The organism is Janthinobacterium sp. JC611, from assembly GCF_018682595.1.
GTDB lineage: Bacteria > Pseudomonadota > Gammaproteobacteria > Burkholderiales > Burkholderiaceae_D > Janthinobacterium.
In genome coordinates this window covers 28631-41901 of the sequence record NZ_JAFLJN010000044.1, presented here as the reverse complement: position 1 = coordinate 41901, position 13271 = coordinate 28631, and the positions used below count along the sequence as shown (strand labels likewise).

Here is a 13271-nt window from a genome sequence, read left to right as displayed (position 1 = left end):
AAAAAAAACCCGCTTCGGCGGGTTTTTTTTCGTCTTTCGCCAGTACGGCGAGACGCCGGCAGCACGGTCCGGCACAATCCGGACAAGCTGCGCAGGACTAGGCGCCAAGTCGAAGACAGTACGCCAGTACGGCGAGACGCCGGCAACAACGTCCTGCACAGCTTGTCAAGCGTGGCGCTTGAAGTCGCGCAAGCGGAAGCCAACCGCAAATAAGGTCGCAAAATACGCCACGCCGCACACGGCCACCACCAGGGCCAGCGCGCCGGCCCGCAACAGCGGATGGGCTTGCATAGCGATCCAGTCGATGCGCATGGCGCCAAGACAGGCCACGCCACCCATCACGATGAGCGCCGGCAGCAGGCGCAGGAAGAACTTGGCCCAGCCCGGTTTCGGCTGGTAGATGCCGCGCTTGCGCAAGCCCCAGTACAGGAAGCTGGCGTTCAGGCAGGCGCCCAGGCCGATCGACAGGGCCAGGCCGGCCACGGCGATGTACGGCACGAACAGCAGATTCATCAGCTGCGTGGCGATCAGCACGCCGATGGCGATTTTCACGGGCGTGCGGATGTCCTGGCGCGCATAGAAGGCGGGCGCCAGGGTTTTCACCAGAATGATGCCGATCAGGCCCAGGCTGTAGGCCACCAGCGGCTGCGTCGACATGGTGACGGATTCGGCCGTGAACTTGCCATAATGGAAGAGGGTGGCGATCAGCGGCGTGGCCAGGGTCGCCATGCCGACGGCGGCGGGCAAGGCCAGCAGGAAAGTCAGACGCAAGCCCCAGTCGAGCAAGGCCGAGTATTCCGTCTTGTCGCCATCCACGTTCGCTTTCGACAGGCTGGGCAGCAAAATGGTGCCCAGGGCCACGCCCAGCATGGCGGTGGGGAACTCCATCAGTCGGTCCGCATACGACAGCCAGGATATGCTGCCTTCGGCCAGGCGCGAGGCGATGCTGGTATTGATCATCAAGCTGATCTGGGCGGCCGAGACGGCGAACACGGCCGGTCCCATCTTCTTCAGCACGCGGCGCACGCCGCCGTCGGACAGGCCGATGGCGGGATTGATCGACAGGCGCGGCAGCATGCCGATCTTGATCAGCGCGGGAATCTGGATCGCCACCTGCAGCAGGCCGCCGGCGAACACGGCGATGGCCATGGCGTAGATCGGCTGCTTCAAGTAGGGCGCGAGGAAGAGCGAGGCGGCGATGAACGACAGGTTCAGCAGCACTGGCGTGAACGCGGGAATCTTGAATTCGCGCCAGGTATTCAAGATGCCGCCGGCCAGAGCCACGAAGGACATGCAAGTAATATAAGGGAACATCAAGCGCGTCATCCACACGGCCGCGTCAAAAGCGCCCGGGTCCTTGGACAGGCCCGTGGCGATCGCATACACGAACCAGGGCGCGCCGAGGATGCCGATGGCGGACACGAGCAAAGTGGCCCAGACGAGGGTGGTGGCCACATGGTCGGCCAATTGCTTGCTCGCTTCCTGGCCATGCTGGTTCTTGTATTCAGACAAGATCGGCACGAAGGCTTGCGAGAACGCACCCTCGGCAAACAATCGGCGCAGCAGATTGGGGATGCGGAAGGCAACAATGAAGGCGTCCGTGTAGGCGCCGGCGCCAAAGGCGCGCGCGAACAGGCTTTCGCGCAATAATCCGGTTACACGGGACAGCATGGTCATGCTGGAAATGGCGGCGAGGGTTTTAAGCAAGTTCATGGGGGCAGATTATAGCCGGGCGCGCTACCGTTAAACGCTTAAAATATGGTAACAAGCGGGTAACAAGCGCGGCCGATTCGCCCTTGCCAGCCCCATTTTCAGGTGTTTTTGGCATCACACACGGTTTTTTGATTTGCTCCCGCTTGAAAATATCGCTATAATCGAAGGCTGTACAGAATTCTGTTACGCAGACACTAATGTTTGACAGGCACTGGTTTGGCACACATGGTTCGGCAGACGCACAGAACGCACCGGTTGGCAAACACTAATGTTTGCAAACGCACTTTGACCCTGTTTTAGGAAATTCCATGGCAAATACCGCACAAGCGCGCAAACGCGCTCGTCAAGCAGTTAAGCAAAACGCACACAATTCGTCCCAACGTTCGACCTTGCGCACGGCTATCAAAGCTGCTCGCAAAGCGATCCAGGGCGGCGACAAGGCAGCTGCTGCTGCAATCTTCCAGGCATCCGTGTCGACCATCGACCGTATCGCTGACAAGAAGATCATCCACAAAAACAAGGCAGCTCGCCATAAGAGCCGTCTGGCAGCTGCTTTGAAAGCACTGTCCGCTTAATATTCGCCAGCAGGCAAGCCGCCACGGTGGCCTTGCCTGTGCCGGTACGCTGGCACTGGTTGAAAAGCAAAAACCCGCAGATTCATTCTGGCGGGTTTTTTCGCGTTCTTTTCGCGTTTTTGCGGCCGTGTCCGCAGCGGACGGCGGCCAGGGCCTAGCGCGCCGCCGGCAGATTGCCGATGCTCATGCCCGGCTTGATGTTCCTTTGCTTGAACCAGCCCAGGTGCATTTCCAGCGCATAGCGCACGGGCACGGTCCTGGTCGAGCAATGGCTGTCGAGCGTGTGCGGCTGCATGTCTTCGATGTTGACGATCTTGCCGCTGGCGTCGATAAAGGCCACCGACAGGGGCAGCGGCGTGTTCTTCATCCACATGCATTGCGTCGATGGCTTGCCAAAGACGAACAGCATGCCCGCATTGGCCGGCATCTTTTCACGGTACATCAACCCCTGTTCGCGCTGCTCTTCCGTGGCGGCCACTTCCGCCTGGATCAAATGCATGCCAGCCGACAGTTGCAAGCTCTTGGTTTGCGCCTGGGCCATGCTGGCGCAAGACAGCAGGGCGATGGACAGGCTGAGACGGCGCAGGGAATTTTTCATGGGGCGGGATCATGGCTGCGAAGCGGCGATTAAGCCATGCTGGCGCCTGCCTGGTCAAGCGTGCCGCCCGGCCGCGCCGAAAGCGTGGGGTTACAGCAACAGGCTTGCCGCCGTAACCCCGGGAACGACACTTACTTCACGGGCTTGCCTGCCTCGGTGGCCGGCTGCCTGGTCTTGCGCGCCTGGGGAATCAGGCGCGGCGCATCGGTGGCGGCCGAGGCCTTGGACGATGCGCCGGACCGTGCCGCATCCGTCGCGGCCGAAGCGTTGACGGTGGCCGACGCCGGCGGCACGGGCTTGACGGCGTCGGTGGCGGCCGAGGCATGGCTGGCCGCCGATGCGGGTGGTGGTTTGACGGCATCGGTAGCGGCGGAAGCGTGCACCGTGGCGCCCGATTGCGCCAAGGCGGCGCCAGCAAGCAGGGAGGCGGCCAGGGCCAGTATTACTTTTGTCATCATCTTTCCTTTTCAGTCATGTTAAGGTCAGATGATTTTAATGCATTATCTAAAAATAAATAGTGCATTTTGGAAAATTTCTGCAAGGAAATCCATTTTTCTTGTGCGGTTCACGTTTTTCCGATGTTCTCGGCCGGCACTTCGCACCATTCGCCAGGCAGCAAGGGGTGGCTGGCCAGCGAGAACGGGCCGATGGCGCTGCGCACCAGGCGCAGGGTGGGCAGGCCGACGGCCGCCGTCATGCGCCGCACTTGCCGGTTCTTTCCTTCTTTCAAAGTGATCGCCAGCCATGCGGTCGGTTTGTCGGCGCGCGCGCGGATGGGCGGATTGCGCGGCCACAGCCAGTCCGGCTCGGCAATGCGCACGGCCTTGCACGGCTTGGTGACGAAGTCGCCCAGGTCCAGCGGCGCCTGCAGGCGCGCCAGGCTGGCCGCATCGGGCACGCCGTCGACCTGCACCAGATAGGTTTTCGCTTCCTTGCGGTCCGGGTGGCTGATCTCGTGCTGCAGGCGGCCGTCGTCCGTCAGCAGCAGCAAGCCTTCGCTGTCGGCGTCGAGCCGGCCGGCCGGGTAGATGCCGGGGATGGTCAAATGGTCGGCCAGGGTGGCGCGGCCTTCCTGCGGCGAAAACTGGCACAGGACCTGGAATGGTTTATTGAAGAGGATGAGTGGCATGCTGGTAGTGGAATTGAGGCAAACGATGGTGGCTGCTGGTCGGCGCCGCAAAAGCGTGGCGCCCTGTAAGATACTGGTGCATAATGTGAAATTATAGTCTTATGTCTTATAGAAGACTTGTGCGGTGTGGCGAATGTTCTTTGGCCCCGTGGATGGTCCCGCTGTACTTTCCCTGCTAAAGTGCCTCGTTGCCGCCCTGTTCGGACTTGTTTTTGTAAACTCTGCAACCGCAGAGCGCGTCGCCGGCCTGTGTTGCCGCCAGCGGTGTGTCCCACTTCGGAGATCACGATGTATCAACATATCACTGTACCTGCTGACGGCCAAAAAATCACCGTCAACGCCGATTTTTCGCTGAATGTACCAGATAATCCCATCGTTCCCTTCATTGAAGGCGATGGCACGGGCATCGATATCAGCCCGGTCATGATCAAGGTGATCGACGCCGCCGTGGCCAAGGCCTACGGCGGTGCGCGCAAGATCAGCTGGATGGAAATCTATGCGGGCGAAAAATCGACGAATGTGTATGGCCCCGACGTGTGGCTGCCGGAAGAAACCTTGCAAGTGCTGAAAGACTACGTGGTCTCCATCAAGGGCCCGCTGACCACGCCCGTCGGCGGCGGCATCCGCTCGCTGAACGTGGCCCTGCGCCAGCAGCTCGATCTGTATGTCTGCCTGCGTCCCGTGCGCTATTTCACGGGCGTGCCATCGCCCGTGAAAGAGCCGGAAAAGACCGACATGGTGATTTTCCGCGAAAACTCGGAAGACATCTACGCCGGCATCGAATACCAGCAAGGCTCGGCCGACGCCAAGAAACTGATGGATTTCCTCATCAATGAAATGGGCGTGACGAAGATCCGCTTCCCGGCCACGTCCGGCCTGGGCATCAAGCCCGTCTCCATCGAAGGCACCGAGCGCCTGGTGCGCAAGGCCATCCAGTATGCGATCGACAATGACAAGCCATCCGTGACGATCGTGCACAAAGGCAATATCATGAAGTACACGGAAGGCGGCTTCCGCGACTGGGCGTATGCGCTGGCGCAAAAGGAATTCGGCGCCGAACTGATCGACGGCGGTCCGTGGTGCAAGTTCAAGAATCCGAAGACGGGCCGCGACATCATCGTCAAGGATTCCATCGCTGACGCGTTCCTGCAACAGATTTTGCTGCGTCCGGCCGAATACAGCGTCATCGCCACCCTGAATTTGAATGGCGACTATATTTCCGACGCGCTGGCGGCGCAAGTGGGCGGCATCGGCATCGCGCCGGGCGCCAACCTGTCCGATTCCGTCGCCATGTTCGAAGCGACGCATGGCACGGCGCCTAAGTACGCGGGCAAGGATTACGTCAATCCCGGTTCGCTGATTTTGTCAGCGGAAATGATGTTGCGCCACATGGGCTGGCTGGAAGCGGCCGACCTGGTGATTGCTTCGATGCAAAAATCGATCGCCTCGAAGCGCGTCACCTATGATTTCGCCCGTCTGATGGAGGGCGCGACGCAAGTGTCGTGCTCCGGTTTCGGCCAGGTGATGATCGAACACATGTGACACGAGGGCGGGGCGGGGTGCCGCGCACCCCGCGGACGAAAAAAAACCCCGTTTGACAACGGGGTTTTTCACATCTGAGGGCCGGCGATGCTTAGGCTGCCTGGATGTTGGAAGCTTGCTTGCCTTTAGGGCCTTGCGTGACTTCGAATTGAACTTTTTGACCTTCTTTGAGGGTCTTGAAACCGTTCATGTTGATTGCGGAGAAGTGAGCAAACAAATCTTCGCCGCCGTCATCTGGGGTGATGAAGCCAAAACCTTTGGAATCATTGAACCACTTAACTGTACCTGTTGCCATAAAAAGAACTTTCAAAATTAAAACAAATCACACGAGCCATAAAAGCAAGAAGCTTCTTGCCCCCTCCTCGACGTCTCACTTCTTATCAAGCTGTACATTACTGCAACAGTCGATACAGCATTGTTGGCGGAATAAATAATGAAGTCAAGCGCTTTTCCATCGATATTGCCAAATTCTTCACGGCGACCAAAAAAGCAACTCTTGATTTTGACAGCAAGGTCGCCATCTGCGCACTATTAAGAAAACGCGTAAGATTGAGAACAATTGGAAAGGCGTAGATATTGCGCATGACAACCACTGTGAAAGCATTAGAATAAGCGTATGGCAACCAAGCACGACTCAGAAACCCTGCTGGAGCGGCAAGTGCTGAAGCCGCCGCCGCTCTATCAGGTAGCCTTGCTCAATGACGACTACACCCCGATGGAATTTGTGGTGGCCATCATTCAGGAGTATTTCAACAAGGACCGTGAAACGGCGACGCAAATCATGCTCAGTGTTCATCGCTACGGCAAAGGAGTGTGCGGCGTGTTCTCTAAAGATATAGCGTGTACCAAAGTGGAGTTCGTTTTAACGCATGCGCGCAAGGCGGGGCATCCCCTGCAGTGCGTGATGGAGGAAGTATGATTGCGCAGGAATTAGAAGTAAGTTTGCACATGGCGTTTGTCGAAGCTCGGCAGGCACGGCACGAATTCATCACGGTTGAGCATTTACTGCTGGCACTGCTGGACAACCCCTCCGCTGCCGAGGTGTTGCGTGCCTGCGCGGTCAATATTGAAGACCTGCGCAAGACCCTCACCAATTTCATCGGCGATAACACGCCGACCGTGCCTGGCACGGGCGAAGTCGACACCCAGCCGACGCTTGGTTTCCAGCGCGTGATCCAGCGCGCCATCATGCACGTCCAGTCCGCCTCGAACGGCAAGAAGGAAGTCACGGGCGCCAATGTGCTGGTGGCCATCTTCGGCGAAAAGGATTCGCATGCGGTCTACTACCTGCACCAGCAGGGCGTGACGCGCCTGGACGTGGTCAATTTCATCTCGCACGGCGTGCGCAAGGACCAGTCGACGGAAAGCGCGAAAGCCTCCGAAGGCGTGGAAGAAGCGCCCGTCGACGGCCAGCCGAAGGAAAGCCCGCTCGACCAGTTCACGCAAAACCTGAACAAGGCCGCTGCCGAAGGCAGGATCGATCCGCTGATCGGCCGCGAGGAAGAGGTCGACCGCGTGATCCAGATCCTGTGCCGCCGCCGCAAGAACAATCCGCTGCTGGTCGGCGAGGCGGGCGTGGGCAAGACGGCCATCGCCGAAGGCCTGGCCTACCGCATCACGCAAAGCGACGTGCCGGAAATCCTGCAGAATGCCGTCGTGTATTCGCTCGACATGGGCGCCTTGCTGGCCGGTACCAAATACCGCGGCGACTTCGAACAGCGCCTGAAAGCCGTGTTGAAACAGTTGAAGGACAATCCGAACGGCATCCTGTTCATCGACGAGATCCACACCATCATCGGCGCCGGCTCGGCGTCGGGCGGCACGCTGGACGCGTCGAACCTGCTGAAACCGGCCCTGGCCAACGGCCAATTGAAATGCATCGGCGCGACCACGTACACGGAATTCCGCGGCGTGTTCGAAAAAGACCATGCCTTGTCGCGCCGCTTCCAGAAAGTGGACGTCAACGAGCCAACCGTCGAGCAAACCGTGCAAATCCTGCGCGGCTTGAAATCGCGCTTCGAAGAGCACCATGGCGTGAAATACTCGGCCTCGGCCCTGTCGACGGCGGCCGAACTGGCGGCGCGCTTCATCAACGACCGCCATCTGCCCGACAAGGCGATCGACGTCATCGATGAAGCGGGCGCGGCGCAGCGCATCTTGCCGAAGTCGAAGCAAAAGAAAACCATCGGCAAGGCCGAGATCGAGGACATCATCGCCAAGATCGCGCGCATTCCGCCGCAAACGGTCAACCAGGACGACCGCAGCAAGCTGCAGACGATCGACCGCGACTTGCGCAATGTCGTGTTCGGGCAAGATCCTGCCATCGACGCGCTGGCCTCGGCCATCAAGATGGCGCGTGCCGGCCTGGGCAAGACGGACAAGCCGATCGGCTCCTTCCTGTTCTCCGGTCCGACCGGTGTCGGCAAGACCGAGGTGGCCAAGCAACTGGCGTTCATCCTCGGTATCGAGCTGATCCGTTTCGACATGTCGGAATATATGGAACGCCACGCCGTCAGCCGTCTGATCGGCGCGCCGCCGGGCTATGTCGGCTTCGACCAGGGCGGTTTGTTGACGGAAGCGATCACCAAGAAGCCGCACGCGGTCTTGCTGCTCGATGAAATTGAAAAAGCCCATCCGGACATTTTCAATATCCTGCTGCAAGTGATGGATCACGGTACCTTGACGGACAACAATGGCCGCAAAGCCGATTTCCGCAACGTGATCATCATCATGACGACCAATGCGGGCGCGGAAAGCTTGCAAAAGACGTCGATCGGCTTCACCAACTCGAAGCAGGCGGGCGACGAGATGGCCGACATCAAGCGCATGTTCACGCCGGAGTTCCGCAACCGCATCGACGCGACCATCAGCTTCCGCGCGCTGGACCAGGAAATCATCCTGCGCGTGGTCGACAAGTTCCTCATGCAGCTGGAAGAGCAGTTGCACGAGAAAAAGGTCGAAGCCGTGTTTACCGAGAAGCTGCGCGCTTTCCTCGGCAAGAAAGGCTTCGATCCGCTGATGGGCGCGCGGCCGATGGCGCGCCTGATCCAGGATATGATCCGCAAGGCGCTGGCCGACGAACTGCTGTTCGGCCGCCTGGTCACCGGCGGACGGGTCACGGTCGACCTCGACGACAAGGATCAGGTATTGCTGGAATTCCCGGAACCGCCAGACGCGGCGCCGACGGCTGCGCCGGAAACGGTGGAAGTGGAGTAATCGACTCCATCGCCACGTGCGATCAAGAAACCCGCCCACGCAAGTGGCGCGGGTTTTTTTACGTTTTTGTGGGCAATAAAGAAGGTTTTAAGAAGATTTTCTTTGGTCGCAGTTATGCCAGAATTGCTGTCCGGTATCGACATCGTGTCCATGCCACTTGACCGCTATCTGGATGCTCTCATGAAAATTTCCCACAATCTTACCTTGCTCCTGTTGTCCGCCGGCTTGCTGGGTAGCGCCGCCGCCGCGCCGGCCGGCAGCTATTTCCGCTTCCCCGCCGTGCGCGGCGATACCGTCGTGTTTACCGCCGAAGGCGACCTGTGGAAAAGCAGCGTGCGCGGCGGCGCCGCGCAGCGCCTGACCACGCATCCCGGCTATGAAACGAACGCGGCGATATCGCGCGACGGCCAGTGGCTGGCCTTTTCCGCCGCCTATGAGGGGGCGCAGGAAGCGTATGTGATGCCGCTGGCGGGCGGCTTGCCGCGCCGCATTTCCTTCGACAATGGCGGCGTGCTGGTGCTGGGCTGGACGGCGCAGGGCGAGGTGCTGGTCAGCACGCAAAATACGGACGGACCCGCATCGCGCCGCATCGTCGCCGCCATCGATCCCGTGAAACAGACGCGCCGCGTGTTTCCCGTGGCCGACGCCAACGACGCCGTGCTCGACGATGCGGGCAAGACCTTGTTCTTCACGCGTTTCGGCCTGGCCATGACCAACGACAACGTGCGCAATTACCGGGGTGGCGCGCATGCCACCCTGTGGCGTTACGCGCTGGACGGCAAGGGCGAGGCCGTGCGCATGCACGCGGAAGCTGCCGTGCTGGCTGGCAACAACAAGCGCCCCATGTGGTGGCAGGGCCGCGTCTACTACATCAGCGATGAAGGCGGCAGCGACAATCTGTGGAGCATGCTGCCCGACGGCTCGGACCGCCGCGCATTGACCAGCCACACGCAGTGGGACGTGCGCAACGCTTCGCTGGGCGATGGCAAGATCGTCTACCAGCTGGGCGCCGATTTGTACGTGCTCGACCTGAACGCGCCCGGCGCCAGCGAGTCGCAGGCGCTGGCCATCAGCCTCGTGTCCGATTTCGACCAGCAGCGCGCGCGCCAGATCCGCTCGCCGCTGGACACCCTCTCCAATGTGCAGCTGTCGGGCAAGGATGAGCGCATCATCCTCACCGCCCGCGGGCGCGTCAGCATCGCCGGCACGGGCAGCCTGCGCCGCGTCGACATCGCCATACCGGAAGGGGCAAGGGCGCGCGATGCTGTTTTCAGCAGCGACGAGAAATCCGTGTACGCCATCGTCGACACGAGCGGCGAGAACGAAATCTGGAAGTACGCCGCCGATGGCTCGGGCAAGGGCGAGCAGCTGACGACGCAGGGCGATAATCACCGCTGGAAGCTGTACCCGTCGCCGGATGGGCGCTGGCTGGCGCATACGGACAAGAAGGGCCGTTTCTGGCTGCTGGACCTGGCGACCAGGGGCAATCAATTGATCGACGACGCGGGCAAGGCGGGCGTGGACAAGCACGACGAAGTGCAATGGTCGCCCGACAGCGGCAACCTCGCCATCGTGCGCGTGGCCAGCAACGAGCAGCGCGAGCAGATCGGCCTGTACAACCTGGCGTCGAAACAGCTGCAATTCGTCACGAGCGACCGCTACACGTCCGGTTCGCCCGTGTTTTCGCCGGACGGGCGCTGGCTGTATTTCCTGTCGGCGCGCAATTTCCAGCTGGCCAACGGGTCGCCATGGGGCGACCGCAACATGGGGCCCGTGTTCGACAAGCGCATCGGCGTATATGCGCTGGCGCTGCAGCCGGGCAACCGTTTTCCGTTCCAGCCCGACGATGAGCTGAGCCGCCCTGGCGTGAAGCCGGCCGAGACGGACGATGAAAAGGCGGCCGAACTGGCGGCGGAAAAAGCGCTGGAGAAGGCGGGCGGCAAGGCTGCCGTGAAAAAGGCGCCAGCCGCCTTGCCGGCCATCGTCAGCCAGGGCCTGGCCGAACGCCTGTATGAGGTGCCGCTGGCGGCGGGCAACTACAGCGCGCTGGCCATGGACGACAAGCGCCTGTATTTCCTCGAGCGCGACAGCGGCGAGAACAAGTCCAGCCTGAAGACACTGGCGATTGGCAATACCGGCTCCAAGCCGGAACTGCTGGTGGCCAATGTGCGCGAATTCGACCTGGCGCAGGACAAGAAGCACCTGTACTACCGCACCGCGGCGGCCACCGGCCCGGGCGAGATGCTGGTGATCGAGGCGGGCGCCAAGCTGCCGTCCGACCTGTCGAAGGCCAAGGTCAAGGTCGACGACTGGACGTTCGTGTCGAACCCGCGCCTGGAATGGAAGCAGATGTTCAACGACGCCTGGCGCTTGCACCGCGATTTCCTGTACGACGCGAAGATGCGCGGCGTGGACTGGAAGGCGGCGCGCGACAAATATGCGCCGCTGGTCGAGCGGGTCACGGACCGCGCCGAACTCAATGACGTGCTGGGCATGATGGTGGCCGAAGTGGGCGCCCTGCATTCGCAGATCCGTCCCGGCGAATTGCGCCGCACGGAACAGGAAGGCACGCCGGCCGGCCTGGGCGCCGTGCTGGCGCGGACAAACGAGGGTTACCTGGTCGAGCATGTCTACCGCAGCGAAGCGGAGCTGCCCTCGGCGCGCGCACCGCTGTCGCGGCCCGAGGTGGACGTGATGGCGGGCGACGTGATCACGGCCGTCAACGGCAAGGACGTCTTGGGCGCGCGCGACATCAGCGACCTGCTGCTGAACCAGGCCGACAAGCAGGTGCTGTTGCAGGTCAAGCGTGGCAAGGGGGCGCCGCGCGCCGTCATCGTCACGCCCGTCAACATGGCGAAACAGACGGCGCTGCGCTATGGCGATTGGGAACTGAGCCGCGCCGAGCAGGTGGCGGCCGCTTCGCAGGGACGCATCGGCTATCTGCACCTGCGCGCCATGGGGCCCAACGACATCGCCTCGTTCGCGCGCGATTTTTACGCCAACATCAACCGCGAAGGCTTGATCATCGACGTGCGGCGCAATAACGGCGGCAATATCGACAGCTGGATCATCGAAAAACTGCTGCGCAAGGCCTGGGCCTACTGGGCGCCGCCGGGCGTGCAGCCGTCGTCGAACATGCAGAACACCTTCCGCGGCCACCTGGTCGTGCTGGTCGATGAACTCACGTATTCGGACGGCGAGACCTTCGCCGCCGGCATCAAGGCCCTGGGCCTGGCGCCGCTGGTGGGCAAGCGCACGGCCGGCGCCGGGGTCTGGCTCAGCGACAATACGCGCCTGGCCGACAATGGCATGGCGCGCGTGGCGGAGAACGGCCAGTTCGGCATCGACGGCCAGTGGTTGATCGAAGGCGTGGGCGTGGTGCCGGACGTGGAGGTGGAGAACCCGCCGCACGCCACCTTCGATGGCGCCGACCGCCAGCTGGAAGTGGCGCTCGACATGCTGGCGAAAAAGCTCAGGGAGCAGCCGCTCCCCGCCTTCCGGGCGCAGCCCATCCCTGCGCTGAAGTAGTCCGGCTAACGGCGCCAGGGCCGGATGAGCGGTTCAGATCCACACATCCTGATCCTGGCAGTGGTCCGGAAGGTAGGTCAGGTACTGCACCATGCGCGGCGCCGGGCCGCGGTTGGGCGTGGCGCAATGGGGCAGGGCCTGGTGCCAGATGATGAAATCGCCGGCCATGCCGTCGACGGGCACGGGCCGCAAATCCTCGACGGCCCATTCGCGCGGCTGGCGCCCCGCCGGCACTTGCCGCAGCCAGCCGGCCAGGCGGTGCTGGAAGCCGGGCACGCAGTGGAAGGCGCCGTGCTGCGCGGCACAGTCGCTCAGGTACAGCATGCCTTGCAGCTTGAAGGGAACCGGCTGTTGCAGGCTGACGTCCCAGTGCAGGGCGCTGCCGAGGAAGCGGTACCGCGGCGTTTCAGGGGGATTGAAACTCACCTTGTCGATGCTGGCGTAGATGCCGGCGCCGGCGCCGTACAGCTGCTGATAGGCGTGGCGTATGTATGCGTTGTGGCGGTTTTCCTCAAGGGCCGGATGGTCGGAAAATTGCAGCATCAGGCCGCGCTTGCCCGGGTGCGCCTGGTACCACGATGCCGCGTCATCGGGACTGGCGCCCAGGTAGTCCCAGATGGCCGTCCGGGCGGCGTCGCACTGCGCGCGCGGCACGGCGCCGCGCAGCACCAGGTAGCCGTGTTCCTCGAAATGGCGCAGCTGGGCGGCGGACAACACGTCCTGGTGCGGGCTGCGGGCATGGTCCGGGCGGGGCCGCGTGCGCGCGGCGATCCAGGCGATGTAGGCGTCCAGGCCGGGCCGCTGCTGGTACAGGAAGTGCAGTGCGTCTTCCATCGAAATGCCGCGTGCGTACAGCGCCTTGATGTCGCTGTGGTCGCGCGCCAGTCCCTGGTTGCCGCGCGCGCCGCCGTGTCCCGTGCAGCGTTGCCATAAATCGTGCAGGTGAGGCCAGTCGTCCATGGTGTTTTGG

General features: G+C 61.8%; 11 protein-coding genes. 5 read left to right on the top strand and 6 right to left on the bottom strand.

Features of this window, described 5'->3' with window-relative positions; translation table 11 throughout:
- Positions 1-165: 165 nt before the first annotated feature.
- On the bottom strand, positions 166-1713 hold the full coding sequence (gene murJ / locus J0O65_RS24050) for a murein biosynthesis integral membrane protein MurJ (RefSeq protein ID WP_215409701.1): 1548 nt from the start codon (positions 1711-1713) through the stop codon (positions 166-168).
- Between the two features lie 308 nt (positions 1714-2021).
- On the opposite strand from murJ, the gene rpsT reads away from it, so the two are divergent.
- Entirely contained in the window at positions 2022-2288 is a 267-nt protein-coding gene (rpsT, locus tag J0O65_RS24045) for a 30S ribosomal protein S20 (RefSeq protein WP_010395935.1), read from the top strand.
- Positions 2289-2442: 154 nt separating this feature from the next.
- On the opposite strand, the gene J0O65_RS24040 is transcribed toward rpsT, so the two are convergent.
- The 3 genes from J0O65_RS24040 to J0O65_RS24030 form a co-directional block, all read right to left on the bottom strand.
- Positions 2443-2886, bottom strand: a complete 444-nt coding sequence (locus J0O65_RS24040; protein ID WP_215409700.1) for a DUF192 domain-containing protein — start codon at positions 2884-2886, stop codon at positions 2443-2445.
- A gap of 131 nt (positions 2887-3017) precedes the next feature.
- Complete coding sequence (locus J0O65_RS24035) at positions 3018-3341, bottom strand: hypothetical protein (RefSeq protein WP_215409699.1); 324 nt, start codon at positions 3339-3341, stop codon at positions 3018-3020.
- Positions 3342-3451: 110 nt separating this feature from the next.
- On the bottom strand, positions 3452-4015 hold the full coding sequence (locus J0O65_RS24030; RefSeq protein ID WP_215409698.1) for a pseudouridine synthase: 564 nt from the start codon (positions 4013-4015) through the stop codon (positions 3452-3454).
- A gap of 288 nt (positions 4016-4303) precedes the next feature.
- Here J0O65_RS24030 and icd point away from each other — a divergent pair, with 288 nt between their 5' ends.
- Entirely contained in the window at positions 4304-5557 is a 1254-nt protein-coding gene (icd, locus tag J0O65_RS24025) for an NADP-dependent isocitrate dehydrogenase (RefSeq protein ID WP_215409697.1), read from the top strand.
- A gap of 91 nt (positions 5558-5648) precedes the next feature.
- On the opposite strand, the gene cspE is transcribed toward icd, so the two are convergent.
- Positions 5649-5852, bottom strand: a complete 204-nt coding sequence (cspE, locus tag J0O65_RS24020; RefSeq protein ID WP_010395943.1) for a transcription antiterminator/RNA stability regulator CspE — start codon at positions 5850-5852, stop codon at positions 5649-5651.
- Between the two features lie 321 nt (positions 5853-6173).
- Between cspE and clpS the strand changes: the two genes are divergently transcribed.
- The 3 genes from clpS (at position 6174) to J0O65_RS24005 (ending at position 12301) form a co-directional block, all read left to right on the top strand.
- Positions 6174-6476 carry an ATP-dependent Clp protease adapter ClpS gene (clpS, locus tag J0O65_RS24015; protein WP_070221390.1) on the top strand — a complete coding sequence of 101 codons (303 nt, stop codon included), beginning with the start codon at positions 6174-6176 and terminating at the stop codon, positions 6474-6476.
- Entirely contained in the window at positions 6473-8773 is a 2301-nt protein-coding gene (gene clpA, locus J0O65_RS24010) for an ATP-dependent Clp protease ATP-binding subunit ClpA (protein WP_215409696.1), read from the top strand. The genes clpS and clpA overlap by 4 nt, the downstream gene beginning before the upstream one ends.
- 180 nt (positions 8774-8953) lie before the next feature.
- Positions 8954-12301, top strand: coding sequence for a S41 family peptidase (locus J0O65_RS24005; RefSeq protein WP_251373954.1), 3348 nt, complete (start codon positions 8954-8956; stop codon positions 12299-12301).
- A gap of 33 nt (positions 12302-12334) precedes the next feature.
- Here the strand turns inward: J0O65_RS24005 and J0O65_RS24000 are convergent, their stop codons facing one another.
- Positions 12335-13261: a phytanoyl-CoA dioxygenase family protein gene (locus J0O65_RS24000; RefSeq protein WP_215409695.1), complete on the bottom strand. Its 927-nt coding sequence runs from the start codon at positions 13259-13261 to the stop codon at positions 12335-12337.
- Between the last annotated feature and the right edge of the window lie 10 nt (positions 13262-13271).

Bases quoted from the DNA above. Each gene is read 5' to 3' on its own strand.
- clpA (WP_215409696.1), top strand. From the start codon at position 6,473: ATGATTGCGCAGGAATTAGAAGTAAGTTTGCACATGGCGTTTGTCGAA.
- clpS (WP_070221390.1), top strand. From the start codon at position 6,174: ATGGCAACCAAGCACGACTCAGAAACCCTGCTGGAGCGGCAAGTGCTG.
- J0O65_RS24000 (WP_215409695.1), bottom strand. From the start codon at position 13,261: ATGGACGACTGGCCTCACCTGCACGATTTATGGCAACGCTGCACGGGA.
- icd (WP_215409697.1), top strand. From the start codon at position 4,304: ATGTATCAACATATCACTGTACCTGCTGACGGCCAAAAAATCACCGTC.
- J0O65_RS24040 (WP_215409700.1), bottom strand. From the start codon at position 2,886: ATGAAAAATTCCCTGCGCCGTCTCAGCCTGTCCATCGCCCTGCTGTCT.
- J0O65_RS24035 (WP_215409699.1), bottom strand. From the start codon at position 3,341: ATGACAAAAGTAATACTGGCCCTGGCCGCCTCCCTGCTTGCTGGCGCC.
- murJ (WP_215409701.1), bottom strand. From the start codon at position 1,713: ATGAACTTGCTTAAAACCCTCGCCGCCATTTCCAGCATGACCATGCTG.
- J0O65_RS24030 (WP_215409698.1), bottom strand. From the start codon at position 4,015: ATGCCACTCATCCTCTTCAATAAACCATTCCAGGTCCTGTGCCAGTTT.
- cspE (WP_010395943.1), bottom strand. From the start codon at position 5,852: ATGGCAACAGGTACAGTTAAGTGGTTCAATGATTCCAAAGGTTTTGGC.
- J0O65_RS24005 (WP_251373954.1), top strand. From the start codon at position 8,954: ATGAAAATTTCCCACAATCTTACCTTGCTCCTGTTGTCCGCCGGCTTG.
- rpsT (WP_010395935.1), top strand. From the start codon at position 2,022: ATGGCAAATACCGCACAAGCGCGCAAACGCGCTCGTCAAGCAGTTAAG.